Origin of the sequence: Massilimicrobiota sp. SW1139 (assembly GCF_012027715.1) — a bacterium.
Lineage (GTDB): Bacteria > Bacillota_I > Bacilli_A > Erysipelotrichales > Coprobacillaceae > Allocoprobacillus > Allocoprobacillus merdigallinarum.
Genome location: NZ_SJOR01000025.1, coordinates 1 through 21,579, shown reverse-complemented (window position 1 = coordinate 21,579; position 21,579 = coordinate 1). Strand labels below are relative to the sequence as shown.

General features: G+C 29.5%; 28 protein-coding genes. 21 read left to right on the top strand and 7 right to left on the bottom strand.

Features of this window, described 5'->3' with window-relative positions; genetic code table 11:
* Positions 1-9 precede the first annotated feature (9 nt).
* The gene (locus E0K96_RS10825) at positions 10-1,620 is read right to left on the bottom strand and encodes a nucleoside kinase (protein WP_168083168.1); all 1,611 of its coding nucleotides are present in this window, start codon (positions 1,618-1,620) and stop codon (positions 10-12) included.
* Between the two features lie 209 nt (positions 1,621-1,829).
* Between E0K96_RS10825 and E0K96_RS10820 the strand changes: the two genes are divergently transcribed.
* The 20 genes from E0K96_RS10820 (at position 1,830) to E0K96_RS10730 (ending at position 16,167) form a co-directional block, all read left to right on the top strand.
* Positions 1,830-3,158 carry an MATE family efflux transporter gene (locus E0K96_RS10820; RefSeq protein ID WP_168083166.1) on the top strand — a complete coding sequence of 443 codons (1,329 nt, stop codon included), beginning with the start codon at positions 1,830-1,832 and terminating at the stop codon, positions 3,156-3,158.
* 59 nt (positions 3,159-3,217) lie between these two features.
* Positions 3,218-4,108 (top strand): LysR family transcriptional regulator, encoded by an 891-nt coding sequence (locus E0K96_RS10815; RefSeq protein ID WP_168083164.1) that lies wholly within the window; start codon positions 3,218-3,220, stop codon positions 4,106-4,108.
* A gap of 118 nt (positions 4,109-4,226) precedes the next feature.
* Positions 4,227-4,892 (top strand): flavodoxin, encoded by a 666-nt coding sequence (locus tag E0K96_RS10810; protein WP_168083162.1) that lies wholly within the window; start codon positions 4,227-4,229, stop codon positions 4,890-4,892.
* 198 nt (positions 4,893-5,090) lie between these two features.
* Positions 5,091-5,774 (top strand): flavodoxin, encoded by a 684-nt coding sequence (locus E0K96_RS10805; RefSeq protein ID WP_168083160.1) that lies wholly within the window; start codon positions 5,091-5,093, stop codon positions 5,772-5,774.
* Positions 5,775-6,419, top strand: a complete 645-nt coding sequence (locus tag E0K96_RS10800) for a DUF4405 domain-containing protein (protein ID WP_206080705.1) — start codon at positions 5,775-5,777, stop codon at positions 6,417-6,419. It begins immediately after the preceding gene.
* A gap of 37 nt (positions 6,420-6,456) precedes the next feature.
* On the top strand, positions 6,457-6,804 hold the full coding sequence (locus E0K96_RS10795; RefSeq protein ID WP_168083156.1) for a MerR family transcriptional regulator: 348 nt from the start codon (positions 6,457-6,459) through the stop codon (positions 6,802-6,804).
* Between the two features lie 109 nt (positions 6,805-6,913).
* Positions 6,914-7,411 carry a cyclophilin-like fold protein gene (locus E0K96_RS10790; protein ID WP_168083154.1) on the top strand — a complete coding sequence of 166 codons (498 nt, stop codon included), beginning with the start codon at positions 6,914-6,916 and terminating at the stop codon, positions 7,409-7,411.
* A gap of 73 nt (positions 7,412-7,484) precedes the next feature.
* Entirely contained in the window at positions 7,485-7,844 is a 360-nt protein-coding gene (locus E0K96_RS10785) for a cyclophilin-like fold protein (RefSeq protein WP_168083152.1), read from the top strand.
* 362 nt (positions 7,845-8,206) lie between these two features.
* A complete protein-coding gene (locus E0K96_RS10780; RefSeq protein WP_168083150.1) occupies positions 8,207-9,190 on the top strand; it encodes an aldo/keto reductase in 984 nt (327 codons plus the stop codon).
* A 73-nt stretch (positions 9,191-9,263) separates the two neighbouring features.
* Positions 9,264-10,133, top strand: coding sequence for a LysR family transcriptional regulator (locus E0K96_RS10775; RefSeq protein ID WP_168083148.1), 870 nt, complete (start codon positions 9,264-9,266; stop codon positions 10,131-10,133).
* Positions 10,134-10,213: 80 nt separating this feature from the next.
* Positions 10,214-10,663 carry a GNAT family N-acetyltransferase gene (locus tag E0K96_RS10770; protein ID WP_168083146.1) on the top strand — a complete coding sequence of 150 codons (450 nt, stop codon included), beginning with the start codon at positions 10,214-10,216 and terminating at the stop codon, positions 10,661-10,663.
* 23 nt (positions 10,664-10,686) lie between these two features.
* Entirely contained in the window at positions 10,687-11,064 is a 378-nt protein-coding gene (locus E0K96_RS10765) for an SdpI family protein (RefSeq protein ID WP_168083144.1), read from the top strand.
* Between the two features lie 26 nt (positions 11,065-11,090).
* On the top strand, positions 11,091-11,282 hold the full coding sequence (locus E0K96_RS10760) for a hypothetical protein (RefSeq protein WP_168083142.1): 192 nt from the start codon (positions 11,091-11,093) through the stop codon (positions 11,280-11,282).
* A 359-nt stretch (positions 11,283-11,641) separates the two neighbouring features.
* Entirely contained in the window at positions 11,642-11,773 is a 132-nt protein-coding gene (locus E0K96_RS12270) for a hypothetical protein (protein WP_255456876.1), read from the top strand.
* 84 nt (positions 11,774-11,857) lie between these two features.
* Positions 11,858-12,022 carry a hypothetical protein gene (locus tag E0K96_RS10755; RefSeq protein WP_168083140.1) on the top strand — a complete coding sequence of 55 codons (165 nt, stop codon included), beginning with the start codon at positions 11,858-11,860 and terminating at the stop codon, positions 12,020-12,022.
* 186 nt (positions 12,023-12,208) lie between these two features.
* The gene (locus E0K96_RS10750; protein ID WP_168083138.1) at positions 12,209-12,721 is read left to right on the top strand and encodes a hypothetical protein; all 513 of its coding nucleotides are present in this window, start codon (positions 12,209-12,211) and stop codon (positions 12,719-12,721) included.
* A gap of 387 nt (positions 12,722-13,108) precedes the next feature.
* Positions 13,109-13,846, top strand: a complete 738-nt coding sequence (locus tag E0K96_RS10745) for a CPBP family intramembrane glutamic endopeptidase (RefSeq protein WP_074087771.1) — start codon at positions 13,109-13,111, stop codon at positions 13,844-13,846.
* A gap of 585 nt (positions 13,847-14,431) precedes the next feature.
* On the top strand, positions 14,432-14,956 hold the full coding sequence (locus tag E0K96_RS10740) for a type III toxin-antitoxin system ToxN/AbiQ family toxin (protein ID WP_168083136.1): 525 nt from the start codon (positions 14,432-14,434) through the stop codon (positions 14,954-14,956).
* Positions 14,957-15,001: 45 nt separating this feature from the next.
* A complete protein-coding gene (locus E0K96_RS10735; RefSeq protein ID WP_168083134.1) occupies positions 15,002-15,478 on the top strand; it encodes a hypothetical protein in 477 nt (158 codons plus the stop codon).
* Between the two features lie 248 nt (positions 15,479-15,726).
* On the top strand, positions 15,727-16,167 hold the full coding sequence (locus E0K96_RS10730; RefSeq protein ID WP_168083132.1) for a hypothetical protein: 441 nt from the start codon (positions 15,727-15,729) through the stop codon (positions 16,165-16,167).
* Between the two features lie 376 nt (positions 16,168-16,543).
* On the opposite strand, the gene E0K96_RS10725 is transcribed toward E0K96_RS10730, so the two are convergent.
* The 6 genes from E0K96_RS10725 to E0K96_RS10700 form a co-directional block, all read right to left on the bottom strand.
* On the bottom strand, positions 16,544-17,599 hold the full coding sequence (locus E0K96_RS10725; protein ID WP_087304886.1) for a tyrosine-type recombinase/integrase: 1,056 nt from the start codon (positions 17,597-17,599) through the stop codon (positions 16,544-16,546).
* Between the two features lie 83 nt (positions 17,600-17,682).
* Complete coding sequence (locus E0K96_RS10720) at positions 17,683-17,901, bottom strand: hypothetical protein (RefSeq protein ID WP_164483586.1); 219 nt, start codon at positions 17,899-17,901, stop codon at positions 17,683-17,685.
* 4 nt (positions 17,902-17,905) lie between these two features.
* Positions 17,906-18,271, bottom strand: a complete 366-nt coding sequence (locus E0K96_RS10715; RefSeq protein WP_168083130.1) for a type II toxin-antitoxin system PemK/MazF family toxin — start codon at positions 18,269-18,271, stop codon at positions 17,906-17,908.
* A 434-nt stretch (positions 18,272-18,705) separates the two neighbouring features.
* Positions 18,706-19,119, bottom strand: coding sequence for a sigma-70 RNA polymerase sigma factor region 4 domain-containing protein (locus E0K96_RS10710; RefSeq protein WP_143746975.1), 414 nt, complete (start codon positions 19,117-19,119; stop codon positions 18,706-18,708).
* Between the two features lie 7 nt (positions 19,120-19,126).
* Positions 19,127-19,489 (bottom strand): hypothetical protein, encoded by a 363-nt coding sequence (locus tag E0K96_RS10705; RefSeq protein ID WP_168083128.1) that lies wholly within the window; start codon positions 19,487-19,489, stop codon positions 19,127-19,129.
* Positions 19,490-19,523: 34 nt separating this feature from the next.
* Positions 19,524-19,991, bottom strand: a complete 468-nt coding sequence (locus E0K96_RS10700) for a sigma-70 RNA polymerase sigma factor region 4 domain-containing protein (protein WP_168083126.1) — start codon at positions 19,989-19,991, stop codon at positions 19,524-19,526.
* A gap of 691 nt (positions 19,992-20,682) precedes the next feature.
* Between E0K96_RS10700 and E0K96_RS10695 the strand changes: the two genes are divergently transcribed.
* On the top strand, positions 20,683-21,360 hold the full coding sequence (locus tag E0K96_RS10695; protein WP_087304891.1) for a hypothetical protein: 678 nt from the start codon (positions 20,683-20,685) through the stop codon (positions 21,358-21,360).
* The last annotated feature ends 219 nt before the right edge of the window (positions 21,361-21,579 follow it).

Below are 21,579 nucleotides of genomic sequence, written 5' to 3'. Positions count from 1 at the left end.
ACATCTTTTTTATTGAAAGATAGAATTACCTACAAATTCAGCGAGAATTGAAGTTTGTGGTACACTCACTTTGGCTTCTACAAAGTAATCTAGCAGTTTACAAAGATGATTAGCTTCAATGTATTCTTTAGATTCTGGGGATACTTGTAATAATAACTTTTGAGCAATTGGTTTTAAGACAGCGAGCTCATATACCATAGATGTATTAAAAATAGCATCGGCTTCTTCCTGATAAGGATAAATATATTTGTCTTCTCCATTTTTTACATTTTTCCAACGACGGATTGTTTCTGTAGCATCAGCGTTTCTAAACTGATAGTCACGGACAATACGACGAATTAAGCGATAATCCGATGTTGGAATACGATTATGATTATCATAATTTAAATGAGTTAAAGCATTGATATATATTCTCATTTTCGCATTTTCAGGTATATAGTACGAAGTACGTGGATTTAATCCATGAATACCTTCAATGATAAGAATTTGACGATCAGATAATACAGTAGGATGTTTATCATATTCTCTGAAACCTGTTTGAAAATGATAGCGAGGTAAATAAACAGGTTTATGATGAATCAGATGAAGCATGGTTTCATTGAAACATTTTAAGTCCACAGCTTCAATATTTTCAAAATCATAACTGCCATCAGGAAGCTTAGGAGTTTGTGTACGATTCAAATAAAAATCATCCATGGAAATTGTGATAGGGCTCATTCCTAATATTTTTAAATGAATACCTAAACGCTTAGAAAAAGTTGTCTTACCTGCAGAACTAGGACCTGCAATTAAAATCATTTTGAGATGCTCTTTTTCTTTGGCTATATATGTTGCTAATTCAGCTAATTTCTTTTCAATCATCGCTTCTGACATTAACATTAGTTCATTGATTTGACCTTTGACAATTTTTTCATTCATCTTTGCGACAGTAGGAACATCTATTAACTCACCCCATTCTTCATATTCTTTCATGATCTGGAAAAGTTTATAATGTTGAAAAGTGACATCATAACGTCCTAAACGTAATCCTGGCGCAAAGAACTGTAAAGAAATCTGTTTGAGATATGAAGCATCAGGAAGCATAAAACCATAAAAATAATCATAAATGCCTTCCATTTCATAAATACTGCATGTGTCTTTTGAACGATATTGTAATAAATGAGCTTTATCTTCAAGATGATTTTGTTTAAAAAAGTCAATAGCCTGATTTTGTGGCATGACATGACGTGTTATTTTGGATTGTTTTTGAATCAAATCTAACATTCTTTGTTTGATTTGATCAACATCCTGTGGTGTTAGACTTTCCTTTTTTTGAATAGAGCAGTATAGCCCATCCTGAAACGTAAATTCAACATGAATCACAGCATCTTTAAATAATTGTTTTGTCGCCACAATAAAAACAAATGTGAGCGTTCTTTCATAGATTTGTTTACCAATGATGCTTTGTTCATCGACCCATTCAATAGTCGCATCATTTTCAATAATATGATTGAGTTCGTATAATTTCCCATTCACTATACCAGCATAAATCTGCTGGTCTGGAAAATACTTTTTCGCAATTGCTTCTAAACTTGCAGGCTGATTGATTTCAATTTTATGTTGATGAATAGTCAGTAACATATTAACACTTCCTCTATCAAATATCTTACCATGTTTTCACTATGATTGATATGTATAATATCATAAAAATATATGGAATTGATGCAAGGAATACAAGAAAAGCATTAATGATAAAACATGCTTTGTAAGCATGATAAATATTTATTATAGGTATTAGACATTGTAAATAAAGACATTATATAATAAGTATGAAAAGAGGAGGAGAAACCATGTTATTTTCCAATCAAGATTTAAAGAAACTCATCATTCCATTGATTATTGAACAGATTCTCATCATGATTGTGGGAATGGCTGATACCATGATGGTTTCCTATGTTGGGGAAGCTGCTATCTCTGGAGTTGGTCTGGTAGATATGGTCAATAATTTGATCATCACGGTATTGACAGCTATTGCTACAGGAGGGGCAGTGATTGTTTCTCAATATATTGGCAGTCAAAACAAGAAAAATGCTATTTTTGCTTCAGGACAGTTAATGACCATAACAGCTGTTATTTCGATTATGATTATGGTCGTTTGCCTTGTTTTTCGTCACAGTATTTTAAGTCTTTTCTTTGGCTCTATTGATAGTGATGTCATGCAGGCCAGTTTAACTTATTTCTTTATTACAGCATTGTCATTTCCGTTTTTAGGAATCTACAATTCAGCATCAGCCATGTTTCGTTCCATTGGCAAGACACGAATCATTATGTATTTATCATTGTTGATGAATATGATTAATATTGTTGGTAATTATCTGGGAATCTTTATTTTCCATGCTGGAGTTGCTGGGGTAGCGGTGCCAACACTTGTTTCTAGAATAGTGGTTGCTGTGATAATCTTTATTCTTTCATGTAATCAGCATAATGAGGTTTATATCAAAATCAAAGATATTTTTTCTATCAATACAACAATGATTCAAAAGATTCTTCATATTGCGATTCCTAATGGGATTGAAAATGGTTTGTTTACTTTAGGGAGAGTTCTAGTCACTAGCATTGTCGCTTTGTTTGGAACCAGCCAGATTGCAGCTAATAGTGTTGCTGGAAGTATTGACCAGATTGCGGTAGTTGTTGTGAATGCAATGAATCTCGCTATTGTGACAATCGTAGGACAATGCGTAGGAGCCAATCAATATCAACAGGCTCAACATTATATGAAAAAACTTATGAAAATTTCTTATCTGGCAACAGCCTTGATAGGTGGTCTTGTGATTGTTTTATTACCTTGGATTTTAGATTTATATACCCTTTCTCATGAAGCACAACAGCTCACTTACGTATTGGTTATCATGCATAATATCATGGCTTTTGCCTTGCATCCAACATCTTTTGTTTTACCTAATGGCTTACGCGCTGCTGGTGATGTTCACTATTCTATGTATATTGGAATCTTTTCAATGATTGTCTTTCGTTTAGGCTCAGCATTCTTATTTGGAGTTATTTTGAATATGGGGATTCTTGGTGTATGGATTGCGATGGGATTAGACTGGTTATGTCGTTCTGTATGCTTTGTGATAAGATTGATAAAAGGCAAATGGAAGGAATTTCGAGTTGTCTAAAATGATGATATAATAGAATAAGAAAAGCTTGATCATGATTGGATAAGGAGTGATGAGACATGGAAATCAGAGTTTTGAAATATTTTCTGGCAGTCGCTAGAGAGGGAAATATTACACGCGCCGCTGAAATCTTACATATAACACAACCGACTTTAAGTCGCCAGTTAATGCAATTAGAAGATGAATTGGGAACGGCTTTGTTTATTAGAGGAAAAAGAAAAGTTTTACTAACAGAAACAGGAATGCTTTTAAAAAGAAGAGCCGAAGAAATTATTGATTTGTCTAAAAAAACAGAACTGGAAATAGGCAATCAGATGCATGAAGTGACTGGTGAGATTGTTTTGGCATGTGGCATTACTGAAGCAACAAAGACGATGGGAAAATATATCAAGGAATTTAAATCATTATATCCCCAGGTGACTTTTCGTATTCGTAATGGAAATAGTGATTTTATTGCTGAAATGATAGATAATGGATTGGTAGATATAGGTTTTGCATTGGAGCCAATCAATTTAGATAAATTTGATTTTTTAAGAATGAATCAGCCAGAAATATGGGGGATTTTAATGAAGAAAGATGATCCTCTTGCTCAAAAGGATTTTATCGAAGCTTCTGATTTAAAAAATCTTCCTCTTATTAATACTTCTCGATTAGAAACACAAAATCAGTTTAAAGAATGGATGGGAGAAGAAACGTATCATCAGCTTCATTTTGTGGCTGTTTCAGAATTAACGACCACAGCTTCTATGCTGGTATCTAATGATATGGGGTATGCGATTGTGATTAAAGGTTCATATCATGATGGTACAGATAATAAATTATGTTTTAGACCACTTTTACCACAATTAACGACGAACTCTTTAATTATCTGGAAAAAATATCAGTCCATGAGTTTTACAGTATCAAAATTTATTGACTTTTTAACTAAAAAAATGAAAGAACATCAGTAAAAAGCCTCATTTCAAGAGGCTTTTTTCAAATGCTTAAAGGGCATAAGAGACATGTATATGAAGTATTAGACAAGGAATAGGTCTGTCATTTAAAATGAGAATAAAGAGGAGGGAGAAAATGAAAAAGATTTTATTGATTTTATTGGCTATGATGCTTATGGGCTGTCAATCAACATCCAGCGGTGAAAGTGAGGCAGTTACTAAAAAACCAACAATAGACACACAAACATACAATGGCAAAATATTAGTTGCTTATTTTTCAAGAGTTGGAAATACTGACTTTCCAGAAAATACAGATGCATCGAGTTCGGCCAGTGTGATTGTGGAAAATCAACAATTAATAGGAAATACAGAATATATGGCAGATGTCATTGTAGAACAGACGGGTGGAGATAAATTTTTGATTCAGACAGAAACGCCATATCCAGCTGATTATGATACATTGGTAGATCAGCAACAAGGCGAACGTGATCAGAATTCTCGACCAGTATTATCTTCACATGTTGAGAATTTTAATGAATATGACGTTATTTACTTGGGATTTCCTAATTGGTGGTATGGAATGCCTATGCCATTATATTCTTTTTTAGAAGAATATGATTTTTCTGACAAAACGATTATTCCATTTAATACGTCAGGGGGATCTGGCTTTTCTGATGCTGTTGAAGAGATTAAAGAGCTTTGTCCTCAGGCAACAGTTTTAGAAGGATTGACAATTCATGGCAATCAGGTACAAGATGCTAAAGATGAGATTGTTTCATGGATTGATAGTATCAATGACTAATGGAAGGGTGAAATGATTTTCATCCTTTTTTTATTTGAAATTTTTTGTAATGAGTAAAATATCTTTATTTGAGGTATGGATACGATTAGAGAGTCTACACTTACAAATGCTTTATAAGCATGGCTCAATATGATTGATAAGTATTAGACATATGGTTGTTTGTTAGATAAGATGTAGTTAGAAAGGAAGTGGAAGGATATGAAAAAAATTAAATGCCTTTTATTCGTATTTTGTGTATGTCTATTAAGTGCATGTCAAAGCAATGACAATGTATCAAAGGTTAATGAACAACAGAGTGTTTCTGTACCTAACGAAACGATAAGTTTAGATGGAAAAATATTGATTGCTTATTTTACATGGGCAGATAATACACATGTGGATGATCCATCAAGTGTAGATGTTGATGCTTCGACATCAGCCAGTGTTTTAGCACCAGGTAATACAGAAAAAGTCGCACATTTTATTCAGGAGCAAGTTGGTGGAGATATGTTTTCTATTATTGTAGATGAACCTTATTCCAGTGACTATGATGAATGTTTAGATCGTGCTTCAGACGAACTTGCACAACAGACAAGACCTACAATTGTAGATACAGTAGAAAATATGGATGAATATGATGTTATATTTTTAGGTTATCCGAACTGGTGGTCTTCATGTCCAATGGCCATTTTCTCATTTATCGAAAGTTATGATTTATCCAACAAAACTATTATTCCATTTTGTGCACATGGGACAGGTGGACTGGGAAGAAGTATTGAAGACTTACAGGATGCTTTACCTCATAGTACACTGCTAGATGCATTTGGTGTTTATCGCCCTGATACAGATAGCTGTCAAGATGATGTCAATCAATGGTTATCAGATATAGGAATGGTTGATTAGATGAAAAAGAATAAAATCATTTTAGATATCATCATGACAATATTATTAATTGTTGTGATGGGGTATCATCTATGGTCAAATTTTGTACATGAGTGGCTTGGAGTCATCCTATGTCTGTTATTTATATGGCATCATATTTGGAATAGAAAATGGTATACAACATTGTTTAAAGGAAAATATACACCAGTAAGAATCTTTCAAATCGTCATCAATACATGTTTATTCATTGCTATGATATGTACAGCTGTAAGTGGCTTTATGATTTCAAGAGATGTCCTAAGCTTTATAGATCTAGGAGGAACATCTTTAGGAAGAACAGTGCATCTGGTTTCTTCATCATGGCTATATATTGTGATGTCTATTCACATTGGATTTCATTTCAATGCGATGATAGCAAAATTGAAAAGAAGTTCGTTATATATAAGACATCATCAAATATTCCATATAGTTATGATAGCCGTTTTCGTTTGTGGTTTGTTTGTCTTTTATCAAAGAAGAATGTGGCAAGATATGTTCTTTATGACTGAATTTAAGTTCTTTGATTTTTCAGAATTGAAGCTTCGTTTTTACTTGGATTATTTATTGATTATGGTGACATTTTCATTGATAGGAAACCAATTATTAAAACGAATAGCAGTTAAGTAAAATATGCAGAAATACTTATTGATAAGGTGGTGAAACAATGAATATCAATGAAATCAGTTTAACATATAATGTTCCTATTGACTGTATTCAGGCTTTTGAAAATCAAGGTTTTTTTGATGAAGTCAAGCAAATAGATGGAGAAAAGATATATGAAGAAAAAGACATCCAAAAGCTTAGTTTTCTTATGACTTTAAAAAATGTAGGAATGAGTATACAGGATATGAAAAAGTATATTCAATATATAAGTGAAGGTGATAGCACATTATCACAAAGAATAGATATGCTGACAAGGTATCGACAGGCTTTATTGGAAAAAGCGCATACTTGTTATAAATCTATTGATATATTGGATTATTTTATTTATCAAATGAAAACTAAGCAATAAATACATCATATTGAAATTTATGTTGGATTTAAAGTTCTTATTAATAAATGAATGACATCATTCTGTTTTTAATTAAGATGATTTAAAGTTGAAATAAAGGAGGGTTAGTATGAAAAATATTATCAAAATAATATTATCCTTAGTGATGTGTTTTTCTCTATGGGGTTGTCAAAATCAGACAGAACCAAATCGTACAAGTACGACACAAACTCAGGATCATCAGGAAACTGTTGAACAAGATGCGACATCAAAAGAGTCTAAAAAAATCAGTGTCACTTCGAATGGACAAATCACTCTTTTTGAATTAAATGATAGCCAAGCAGCAAACTCATTATATGAACAATTACCTTTAACTATTGAAGTAGAAAATTATAGTGATAATGAAAAAATATTTTATCCACCTGTTGATTTAACAATGACAGATGCAGTGAGTGCTAATGCTGTGACAGGAACATTAGCCTATTATGAACCATGGACAGATGTAGTCATGTTTTATGAAGATTTTGGCAGTGCCAGTGGTCTTTATGAACTAGGACAAGCCATTTCAGGAAGTGAATATATTGAAGATATGTCAGGGACAATAGAAATTGAAGCATATCTTGAATAAATATATCATGAAATGATTTTGGATGAAAATAATAGAATGATATGGAATGAAAAGTAAAAAGGAGCTGATAATTATGATGATTCAGATTGGTGAAAAAACTTTAAAGGCATCATTGGTTGATAATTCTTCTACAAAAGCATTAAAAGAAAAGCTTCAAAATGGTCCCATCACAATTGAAATGGAAGATTATGCAAGTATGGAAAAAGTAGGTGATTTGGGATTCCATTTACCAACCAATGATCAAAGCATAACAACTGAAGCTTGTGATTTGATTTTGTATTTAGGACATATGTTTGTCATTTATTATCGTCCTAATACATGGAATTTTACTCAATTGGGTCAAATACAGGGAATTTCTAAAAGTGAATTGATGGAAACTCTTGGCCAAGGAAATGTCACTGTGACATTATCACTTGATGAAGAGAATGGATAGAAGGGATTAAATGATTTTTTAATCCTTTTCGTCTATATTTATATTTCATGAAAGATGTGATGTAAAGTCATAGATTGATAGTAAAGAATAGAATAATAGTTCAATAGGATTTTAGAAAGAATTTAAGTAGACATTTTATAAAAAATGTCAATATATAGACTTTATAAAATCTTTGTAAATTGTTTTTTATGGAAGAAAGAATAATATAATAGATGTCAAGATAACCATGATATATATGAATATATCTATTTAACTGTTGTCTTATATAAATGAAGAATGAAAATATTTTGATGACTGTAATTATGAATGGATGACACTATACATGGAAAGATAAAAACATTGATTTGAAGGAGGTCAAATATATGAAATATACAATGTTAGGAAATAGTGATTTAAAAGTATCAAAAGTATGTTTGGGATGTATGGGATTTGGTGATGCAACAAAGGGAATGCATTCTTGGACTTTGCCAGAAGATAAATCTAGAGAAATTATAAAGTATGCTTTAGATAATGGTATTAACTTTTTTGATACAGCGATGGCTTATCAGGGAGGAACAAGTGAAGAATTTTTAGGTAGAGCAATCAAAGATTTTGCAAGAAGAGAAGATGTTGTGATTGCGACTAAATTTTCAGCAAGAACACCTGAAGAAATTGCAAATGGTATTTCTGGAAAGCAACATGTCAGAAATTGTTTAGAAGCCAGTTTAAAACGTTTGAACATGGATTATGTTGATTTATATATTTGTCATTCTTGGGATGATCATACACCTATTGAAGATATATTAGAAGGATTACATGAATTGATTCAAGAAGGAAAAGTAAGATATATCGGTATTTCAAACTGCTTTGCTTATCAGCTTGCGAAAGCTAATGCCATTGCTCGTGCGAATGGATATGAAGAATTTATTTCCATTCAAGGACATTATAATTTGATCTTTAGAGAAGAAGAACGTGAGATGGCTAAACTTTGTAAAGAAGATAACATTGCTATGACACCATATAGTGCTTTGGCATCAGGAAGATTAGCTAAACATCCAGGAGAACAATCAAAAAGAATGCAGGAAGATAGCTATGCCAAAGGCAAATATGATGCTACAGAAAAACAAGATAGAATCATTATTGATAGAGTAATGGAATTAGCTGAAAAACATAATGTATCAATGACTGAAATTTCATTATCATGGTTAATGTCAAAAGTGGCTTCACCTATTGTTGGTGCAACAAAACTTCATCATATTGATGGAGCTGTGAAAGCGACTGAATTAGAATTAACAGAAGAAGAAAAAGGATATTTGGAAGAACCATATCAACCTCATCGTTTAGTAGGAATGATGGCTCAAAAATAATTGATTGAAGGTGATCATAAACAAGAAGTATAAGCTTCTTGTTTATTGTTTTTATAGAAGGAGGGATATCAAAATGGAACTAAGAGTATTAAAATATTTTTTAATGGTTGCCAGGGAAGAAAATATAACAAAGGCTGCAGAATTGCTTCATATTACACAGCCCACTTTATCAAGACAATTAATTCAATTAGAAGATGAATTAGGCGTTCAATTATTTGAAAGAAAACAACATAGCATTGAACTCACAAGTGAAGGCATGCTTTTTAGACAAAGAGCACAAGAGATGATACAAATTGAAGAAAAAATAAAAGAAGATTTTAATCATGATGCCCAGCATATCACAGGTTTAATAACGATTGGCTGTGGAGAAGCTTTAGGAGTGAAATATTTATCTCAAATAGTAAGTCGTTTTTCAAAAGATAATCCTTTGGTTAAATTTGAAATTATTACAGCTAATTCTGATACGATTAAAAATAATCTTGACAAAGGCATTGTGGATTTAGGTTTATTAGTAGAACCAGTAGATATAACGAAATATAATTTTAAAAAAATGGCACAAAAAGAACAATGGGGAATTTTAACAAAAAGTGATTCTTCCCTCGCAAAGAAATCATTGATTAAACCACAAGATTTAATCAATGAAAGATTATTAATGTCTAATCGTACAATGGTTATCAATGAAATAGAAAATTGGTTTGGAAAGTATTATCAAAATCTAAATATTGCAGCATATTATAATTTGGGTTATAACTTGGTTCATTTTATTAAAAATGATTTAGGAATTGCTTTTTGTTTAGAGAGTATTGATGAAATGCGTGATTTAACGTTTGTTCCATTAGAACCAAAACTTGAAAGTTGCTCAGTTATGGTCTGGAAAAAAGATTTCATTTTATCACCGGCAATGAAGAAATTTATTCAATATATCAATGATCATCACATATAAAAGATTTCTCATGAAAATTGATAGAGGATTTGTTATAATGATGTATATTAGAAAAGTGGAAGTTGGGAGGGAAAGATTAATTGAAAATAGTTCAAGTTGAAGAACGCAACCCTGTATTGATTCAAAAGTTAGTCGATGTATGGGAAAGTTCTGTTCAAGCAACGCATTTATTTTTATCATCTGATGACATTTATCATATTAAGCAGTATGTTCCACAAGCACTGACAGATGTTCCTATTTTGATGGTGGCCAAAAACAAACAAGGCAAACCCGTAGGTTTCATGGGTGTTGCTGATCAAACGCTTGAAATGTTATTCATTTCAAATGAATACAGAGGAAAAGGCTTAGGAAAACAATTCATACAATACGCTATTGAAAATTATGCAATCAACAAACTCACTGTTAATGAACAAAATCCGCTAGCGAAAGGATTTTATGAATATATGGGATTTGAAGTTTATAAACGCACGGCATTAGACGAACAGGGAAATCCATATCCCTTATTATATATGAAAAGAAGTCTTTTATGAGGATTGATGGAGGAAAATTTATTATGGGATTTTGGATTTTTGTGTTGATAATGGATTTACTTATTCCATGTGTCATGATTGGTTTTGGAAAATATTTTATGAAAAAGGCACCAAATGAAATAAATGCCATGTTTGGATATCGTACATCTATGTCTATGAAAAATAAAGAGACGTGGGACTTTGCTCATCAATATTGTGGTAAAATATGGTATATATGTGGATTAATTACATTACCAATCACTATTATACTTATGTTTTCGATCATTGGAAAAAGCACAGATTATGTAGGAACTGTAGGAACTATTATAGTGTTTGTACAACTTGTTCCTTTCATTGGTTGTATTTTTCCAACAGAGTTGGCATTGAGAAAGAAGTTTGATAAAAATGGTAAAAGGCGATAAATGAGATTTTAAGAAGGTATTGAATTATGGATAAACATATAAAAATAAAAGTCATGACAACAATAATCTGTTTGATATTAAGTATATTTGCTTTATATACTTTTGTTTTTGTTGCAGAAGTCTCTAAAGGTTGGAGAATGACTTTAGTTATAATTGCAATATTTTGGATAATTTCTGGAATATCCAACTTAGTAGAATATTTTGGAAAACGAAAATAATAAAATTCTATTTTATATGGAAGGCTGTAAAGATATTATTTTAAAAAATAATTTTTACAGCTTTTTATATACAAGAAAAACTTTTGTATTCCTATAATAGTTCTGTTCTTTTATAAACAATATTATTGATTTATAGAAGAGATTAAAGCATTTTTAAGAATATATTAAAGTATTTTTAAAAAATGTATAGTTCATAAATTATATAATTTTTTTGTCAATAGAATTATTCACATGGATTATTTCATTTCATATCATGAGCAATGCATTTCAATAAATTATAAGAACTAAATGAGAAGTGAGAAGAGCAAAATGAAAAAGAGTAAAAAATAACTATCATATCAGTTGTTGTTGCAGTTCTTATGGAGTTATTACAGGCTTATTATTGCTTGAATTTGTCTGTGAACTTGCCTAAAGAAGTTGGTCTGGCTGTTATGGAATGTATTGAAACAAGGTTAAAACCAGATGAGTATCAAGCAACGATAGGACCCTGACATTTTGATTTAACAACTTTAGCTTAACATGCATTTGGATACACAGAAGATAATACATATATAAAAGTTTATGGATATTGTGTTTTGCTTCAACTTACTAATGAAACTTTTAGAGAAAATAAAGATAACCAGATTGATATGTATTCTTTTAAATATGGGGAAGCTAATTATTTTGTCGCTTATTTAAAAAAAGATAATCAACAAAAAATCAATCCAGAAAAATATGGATATATCAGTATCCTCAAATAACAATTGATATATTAAAGCGCATGCCTATGAGAACATGGCCTTATATATCTTGATGATCCAAAAGGATATATGGAGAAATTATCGACATAATGTGCAAAAAAATGTATGAGTATCTAGATAGTCATGATATTTCAGGTCATAACTAAAAAAAATATATGATTTAATGAATATATGCGGGAGGAAAAAATGAGTAAGAAGAAAAGAATAATTTTGGTAATTGTAGGAATTGTTATAGCATTAAGTGCTTTGCTATTTTATTGGGATCATCAGATTGTGACACCATCTCAAGAACTCGATAAAAGTTTAAGACGTGAATTAGCACATATGGATAATGAATATTTTGAATATGATTTTGCAGTCGTATCTTATAGATTATTCAAAATCAATGAGTCAAAAGATGAAGCAGATATTTATGGAATGTTTTATATTGAACAATATAAAGAAGATAGTGATGTTTCAGTAAGTGGTTATTTGGATTATATGAAAGTAACAATGAAGATAAATGGTGATCAGTATAAATTAGAAGAAGTCTGGATACCTAAAGACGGAGATCAATATCTAACATCACTATTAAAAGAATTTCCTATTAATACGTGGAGTCGCATATTATTTACTGGAGATAAATATAGACTTGAATTGGTCGAAGAAGGTAGACAACAATATGAAGAATATATACTGGATAACAGTAAAAATAATTAAAATGAAAAAGTTCTGATTCAATTAAAATCAGAATTTTTTAAATCTAATATTTGTTTATGCTTATTTACTAGCATCTTCAATCGAATCGTCATCTTATTTTTTTGTTAAAAAACTGCTAAATGAAAATAGTACCATTAGTCACCAACAGACAGGAGTTAAAGTAACTGATGAATACAAAAATATCAAGCTAAAGCTTTGAGTTTGGTAGAAAAAGACGATTTAGAAAGTTTAAAATTTTTAGAATATAAAGTCAAATCATTAAATTTATTCTTGATAGATGGACGTGTAGATTGATGAAAATTATTATTTGTGTATGATATTAAATGATAGTATATGTTATAATTAAGAATATAGATAAATTAGAATTTGAAAAGGAGATATACTGAATTGGATACTAAACGGTTAGCAAAATTTCTTATAATTACATTTGTTATTACAGGGATAGCCTGGTCTGGACTTGCTGTGTTAACAAGTTTAAATATTATCCCATTTTCGCATCCTTTAGGCACTATTTTACATATTATAGGAGGATTCGGACCGACAATAGCAACTTTCTTTGTCTTAGAAGAAAAAAACACGGTTAAATCTATATTACATTTTATTTTTGGCTACAGAAAGAAATCATTGATTTTTTTGTTTTTATTTTCTATTTTTGAAATACTGACAATAGGTTTATCGTCAAGGGAATTTAATTCCGCATTACCATGGTATTTGATGCCTTTAATCTTTCTTCAAGCAACATTTATATATGGCGGCGAAGAAGAATTAGGTTGGAGAGGTGTTATGCAGCCTTTATTAGAGGAAAAATTGAATTTCCCTATAGCCACAATCATTACGGGTGTTGTGTGGGGAATTTGGCATATTCCCCTTTGGTTTGTAAATGGCTCATCGCAACAAAATATGCCATTTCTCTTTTTCTTAGCGTTAGCTGTTATACTGAGCTTTTGGCTGGCGACAATTTACAAAAAAACGAAATGTGTTTTTGCTTGTAGTGTTTTTCATGGATTGACAAATACTCTTTTGTCTGTATTTATAATTAAAGTGAATGTTCTATTGGTAATAGGACTGATTGCTATGCTTGTATATTCAATATATTTATGGTATTGTGGAGAAGCAAAACAATAAATTCCAGTTTATAGATTAATGATATGATAACAAGTTATTGCATAAAAAAATTCTGATCATAAAATCAGTACTTTTTAAAATTTTGTATTTTTTGTACTTATTTACAAGCTTCTTCGATTGAATCTGCATCCCAAATTTCGCTGAAAAATCAAACCTTTTTGAGTTTTTATAGTTCCTAGAGTCTCACAAAATCAGTTAGAAAATGATGAAAAAATTTGTGTGCAACTCTCGAAGTCTGTAATCGCCTCAGGAAGTCTTTGTCTCATGAGTATTACTAAATCAACTATTTTTACTAAAATAAAAATGTAATAAAATAAGAAAACAATTATAAATATGAGTCATGAGCTATATACTATAATATGAAAAGAATTATATCTAAACATATAATATTATGGAAATTTAAACTTATTTATGTTATATTGTTTATAGAAGATAATTCTTCTCTAAAACGGAGGACCATAGCCTGAGTTGGAACCAGTAAAAGGGAGTTACCATAGCCTTAGTTGGTAGATTTAAGTTTCTAAACAGAGAAGGTCTTATGACTTTTCTCTGTTTTATTTTTATTAGTGAGGAGGTTATAGATATATGCGTTTATTTAGAGTTACAAAAGATTCTTTAAAAGAAATTCAAAAAATAAGTTTGTTTATACCTCAACAAGAAGAAGTATTAGGTACAGTTTTGAGAATTAATGGTTATATCTATTTTTTACCTATAAATAATGAGGATAGTAGTGATTATGAAAGTGATGGTACAATTAAAAAATCTAGTCCTTTCGTATTAAGGATGACATCTTCTGGTAATAAAAAAAGTCTTGGTAAATGTATGTTATCTAATATGTTTCCGGTCCCTTATAATGAATTGTTGTCATTTGACTTTGCTGTCATATCAGAAAATTTAATATCTCTTTTCAATAAAAAAATAGAATATTTAAAGAAAAATAAATCAAGAATAGAAAAGTCAGCGCAAAGAATATACAAGCAAAAAATAAAAGGTTATAAACAACCTTATCTTAATAGGACAGTTGATTTTTTTGCGGCTGAAAAGTATTGTACAGATTATGAAATGGAACATTATGGCAAGCATTATAATCGTTTTCCAGATGATGAATAATTTATTAGTAATCCTTTCACTAATGGAATTACAGAATATTATTTAATGAACAAGACGACAAAAATTTCTAAAATTACATTAAATAATGAAAATAATACAGTTGTAGATATTGTTGAAATATATAATCCTGATTATGCACCTTTAGAATGTTTTAAAGAAAAACAACTTAATGTTAATTGTATTACTTCATGGTTTAGAGGTCGTGGCATTCCTTCATGGAGAGATGGATTAGATGATTTCTTAGATAATGTTGGTATAAAAAATAAGGACATTTTATTAAATAAAGCATTTGGATTATCTTTGAGTGATCAATATTGGTTAAATCCAGTCGAAAAACAAATGGACTGGCATGATATTAATTTCTTTATGAATGATTTTAATAGTCAGGATTTTATTGATGCAAGTTTTGAAAATAAAATATTAATTAAAGATAATATCAATTTATATACGCCTAACAATACATCTAATGGAATGTTGAAGAAAACGTGGGTTGTTGATCTAATAAGAAAAGATATTTATTAAAAAGTTCTTTAAGACAAATGGACTTAGAGCCGTTTTGTGAAGTTCTTGCAAGTGATATTTGTAAAGTTATAAACTTAGATCATGTTGATTACACTATCGATCAAATAGGTCATAAAATAATGTCAAAATGTGAATGCTTTATTGATATTAATACAGAATATATATCTTCTTTCTCCATTCTTAGATTCGAAAATGTAGATTTAAATGCCGAAAGAGGTACAAGTGTTTATTAATATTATATTAAAATATTGGAAGAAAAAGGAATCAAAAATGTAAAAGAAAAACTTCTTAAAATGTTTATTTTAGATTATTTAATAGTTAATAAAGATAGACATTTAGGAAATTTTGGTGTAGTAAGAGATGTGAATAGCTTGCAGTGGTTAGATATAGCTCCTATATTTGATAGTGGGCAGGCAATGTATTCTCAAAGCAAAATTTATGAATACAATTTTCATACGGCTTCTGGTACGTTCTTCAATCAAAAGGATATAGATTTTGATTATATTTTGAATACTGTTTCTCAAAACCAGAATATTGAAATTAACTATGATGAGTTATATGAAGTTGCTATTAAGTGGAGAAATATGCTGTATAGATATGATTATTTAACTGCAATGGGAGAAGATAAGATAGAAGCATTGTATTATGGATTGATTCAACGTATAGAAAAATTGAAAGAGGTCTTATAATAATTATTATAAACTAGATTTCTCTAATTGGATATGGGTTTCTGACCACTTGAGGTTGGATGTGCAGATAGATGCGAGCCCATATCTTTTTTTATGCAAATAAAAAGCCATGATTTTCATCATGACTTTATTTTATAGTTTGCTTAATTATTTACAAGCTTCTTCGATAGATACTGCGAATGACTTTTTTATAGATTATATTAAGGCTCAGTAAGTCTATTTCAACCTGTAGAAGTTCTTATAAATCAATAATTAATTCAATAATATAAAATATATAAAACCCTGTTAGTAACGTGTTAGTAATTCACGAAATTTTTTATCAACTCACAAGGTCTTATTAATTCTATAGAATGCCTGTTACACTATTCGGCTGTAACTACAGAAAGTGTATTTTTTCTATTTCACTGATTAGTTCCTCTATATTTCTATGAGTATACACTTTTTCAGTAATATCACGTATTTCATGACCAACAATTTTTTTCAAAATATAATCATTAATTTTGCATTTTTTAGCATAGGTGATAAATGTATGTCGTGTTTCATGCGGAGTATGATGCATGTTTAATGCTGTCATTACTTTTGAAAACCTTCCTCTATATCTATCATAGGAGAGAGGTGTATATTCATGTTCAAAAGCATTATAGTCATTAAACAAATATTCATTATCGGGGTTATATTTGCTCTTAATTATTGATTTGATTTCTGATTTAATTGGGACAATTCTATTTGTTCCAGCTTTTGTTTTAGTACCACCAATAATATAACCTTCCTCTAAATGGATATTTTCATTTTTGATACTTATTAATTCTATGGGTCTAAATCCTGTGTAAATTCCTACTAATATCATATCAGCGAAAGGAAGATCTTCTGTATGTTCCCACATCATTTTGATTTCATTATGAGAGAAAGGAATTTTTTCTTTTTTTCTTTCAACTTTAATTGAATTGCATAGTTCAGCATAATTTTTATTAACGATATCATACTTTAAAGCATATCTATATATTAAATTATACATTGATTTCATTCGTGATTTTGTTGCATCTCCCACATCAGCATTTTCTATGACTCCTTCAAGATGATTAGGTCGAATGTCTTTAAAACGCATGTTGTGTAATGGCTTTGAATGATTAAATGCTGCTGTGTATGTTCTAATCGAAGACTTATTATTTAATTTTTTAAAATGTTCTTCTGACCATTTCTCATATAATTCAGCAAAAGTAATAGATTCAGTTTGAATATCATAAGGATTTTCATGATAATTAGTAAGAGCACTTAATGCTTCTTTTTTTGTACAATAATAACCTAATATCATTTTCTCTCTTTTGATATTGTTTTTGACTCGCACATATCCTTTAGTCAAAACAACCATATAAGGATTTCTTCTATTTCCTTTCAATTTATAGATACTTCCAAATCCGTTTGGTAATTTCATTGCTACCACTCCTTTCGCTGCTATTATAGAATAGAAGATATAAGAAATGAAATGTATAAAAATTCTATAAGTACATTTGACAACTACTCCTTGTATATATATCCTGTATATTCATATAATTTTTTAGGTGAAACGTAATATGAATATTCCGAAGATCCTTCTTTTCTATATGCTACACCAATTGGAAGCCATTTTTCCTGTATTCCAATTCTTACAAATTGCTTATCTTTTTTCATTATCTTAGCTACTTCAGAGATAGGTACATTGTTGCCACTGAACTGTATAATATCTTGTTTGATCATAACTCTAATTTCCTCCTTTTCTTATAGGTATAAGTCCAAGACTGATTTTTAAACGTTTATCTAAAATTTTCATATATTTAGGGGATAACTTTCCTATATATTTAATAATACGTTTTTCATCAATAACTTTAATTTGTTCCATCATCACCAATGAATCATATTTCAGACCAACATATTTTGGAATAACATAATGTGTTGGAAGGTGATGTTTGGAATGGGCTTTACTTGTAATACAGGCTACCAATAGGGTAGGGGAATATTTATTACCTACATTATTTTGAACAACTAATACTGGTCGGATACCTCCTTGTTCAGAGCCAAATGGCTTATCTAGATTTGCTAGATAGATTTCTCCACGTTTGATATGCATACTTGTTCCTCCTTTATGTAAACATCAGATAATATTTACAATTATCTGATGTGATATTTGTATGAATCATAGTTTTCTATTTATCCCTGATAACCCGAAAACTAGAGGGAATCCTATTGAACAAGATATGGCTAGTATCTTTCACAGAAATTTCATCTTTGTGTGGTATCTCACACAACTGCATTGCAGGAGTATCATGATCCCTCATCTTATTTCATTGCTGAATGATTGCCAGTCATTTTTACATTGAGATGTTGATCGCTCACTATAAAAATATGATTATATATTTTTTATAGGTCATGGCGTATCCAATGAATAGCTCATAAGATGGGAACGTATCCAATAGGTGTTATTCGGTTTTCAAAGAGCTAGATTCAAAGGGATTAATACCCCCTCACTATATATGCGTTTTGATAACCTCATTTTCGCCATTTTTATAAAACTTTTTTTAATTTTTTTATTCTTTTATAGATTTGATTGGTTGTTAGTCCAGTTATTTTTGAAATTTCCCTAATAGAATAGCCTTGAATTTTCAACATTATTATTTCCAATATTTTTTCATCACTATTTTTTAGATACTCATATAATGCTTCATTTTCAATATCATCCAACAAATCATTTAGTGATAAGTACTGTTTTTTATCATAGATAGATCGATTGATAAAAAAGTTATCATCAAAAAGCAAATGTCTAGTTTTATATCTTCTATCAGCTTTGAACTGTTCATAATCATAATCTCTTAATTGATTGATAAGTGCTTGAGGAACGCTTAATGCTTTTAAAATTTCTTCTTCTTTTTCTTTCCAAGCATACCATTTTTTATACTCATTTTTATAATTATAATTCATAGTGACATTACCTTGAAATTCTGATAATTTCATTCATGACTTGAAATAAAGAAGATAATTCAACCAAATCTACATCGTAATGATTGCAAAAGCATTCAAAATCATTACATACTGATATATCAGAAGAAATAATGTTTTTTGAGATAATCATGATTTGATCAATAGAACGTGCTCTGATTTTTTGAATAATACATGATTCTTTAAATGAATTAAAATTGAGTTCCTTTCCTATAAAACGATACGTTCCGCATAATATTGCTTTGGATAAATCAATATTTTCCCTAATTAGTTTTTCTTGGTACTGAAGCACCTCCTTTGCAAATGGTGATGGATTAGCTTTTACAAGCACAAGTATTTTTGTTTTCGCCATATTCATGGTCTCCTTTCTGAGAATTTCATTCTCACTAGGATTCGTTACTGTTTGACGAGTTTAACAAATGATTTTTTAAAAAAAGAAGAATTTTTTTCTTCCTCCAGTTTAATGCTTGTTGAGATATATTTAATTTTCTAGCTACTGATGCTTCAGTTTCTTCCTTAAAAAATATTGAATATATAATAAAATATTGTTCATCATTCAATAATTTTATGGCTTTAGATAGATTATGTAGTAATTCTTTTTTATTGATTTGTTCAATATAATATCTATCCATATCTATAATACTATTTAGCATAAAATCTTCTTCATAAGCTATTTGAGAAAGTCCTTGTTTTCTTTTTATGGATCTGTACGTTTTCATATAATCAGCTTTGTATAGTCTATATACTTCTATGGGAACTTCTATAAATTTCTTTCCGCTCTTAATAAAGTACTTTTTATTATTATTTATTTTAATCTCTTTAAAATCTCTTTTTTTATAATCAAATATAATCACACATTGTTACTCCTTTCTTTGAATTTGATTTCAAAGAAAGGAGGGAGGCGGTCGAGGATAAAAAAAGAAGAAATTAATAGAATAGTATAAAAATAATCTATTAATTTCTTCATGGTTAAATGTTTTATATTTAAATAAACTAAGTAAGAACTCGACATCAGCAAGATGAATTATAATAAAATAAGCTTTTTTTAAAACATAACATCGAGAAACGTATCGATAAAAATAGATGTATATGATAACCATCAGAATTTTTCCCCCCTTAACTCTATTTAGTAAAGAATTCAGTTTATGTCTTATGTCAATAACAGTATTTCCTTCTGTGCTAAGGGTTTCTATCAGATGAATTTATAAATTACAATATGTAAAATATATTTTTATATATAGCTCTAATGCACTTATTTCTTAAAGAGACTAATTATAAAGATTATTACTATATAGTTTTTCTTTGGAAAAAATTAGCAATATTTTTGTTAAAAAGAGTAAAAATAGAATATAATTTATCCTTTTAAAGGATAATGATAAGAATTTGTTGTAATATAAGTGAGGGTATAAGTAGAATGAAAAGTAAAATATTTTTAATATAAACATGTAGAAATCCACAAATATTTTGTAGTAAATTTTATAAAATTAATTTTATTAGTTGTTTTCTATTTCTTAATTGGTATATTATTTGATGGAGGTAATTAAAGTGAATAGGATAAGAGAAATAAAAAATTTGAATAAATTAAAATATAGTTTGCATAAACAATGGATTTGGGGGAATAAAGAAAATTTTTATCTTAGTCAAGACTATTTGCAAAAAATTAATTTTAGTATTCAAGATTTAAATAAAGAAATCCAATATTTATCTAAGCCAACTATGAAGGATGTAATATATGTTATCGTATTGATTGATTGGATAAATGAATCTATAGAAAAAATTCAACAGCTTTTAAAAAAAGGATTAGGAAATAATTATATTTACCAAGATTTAGACCTAGTATTAAAAGCAAAGGGATATTTAAGAGCGATACGTTCTTTTGTTGTTGCACATCCTTTAAGTACAAATCGTCATAAAAAATATGGTTTAGATGGAGATTTTATATGTGTTGATATAAGGTCAAAGACTTCTCCATTCGTTAAAATGGATGCTTATAAAAATCAATGGTTTTATTTAAGCGTTGATGGTATGAAAAGTAATGCAATAGGTCAGCCTATTGACTTTGTTTTGTATGGATATTCTCAAAGCATCGATCAAAATAAGTTTTATAAATATATTGGTGTTAGTTTTTCAGATCTATATGGTGTTGCAGAATTGTTGGTTGATAGTTTATATGAACTAGATAAGAATTTGAAAAATTTAAAAAAAGAAGTTATAAAAAAGTGAAACAATCAAACGAAATTTTAATTATATTTTTTTCATAGACCATCTGAGCCACTTGTAATACTTTCTTGTTTTAACTCCTTTTTTTCGGAGTCTATCCTCTGGTTTAGAAGTCATCATTTTTTTGATTAATGTATAATGACATTGATAATTATTTATGGAGGTCATTGTTTATGTCAAAAAATTGTGCTAAAGCTAAACCAAAAATTATGAGTCATATCA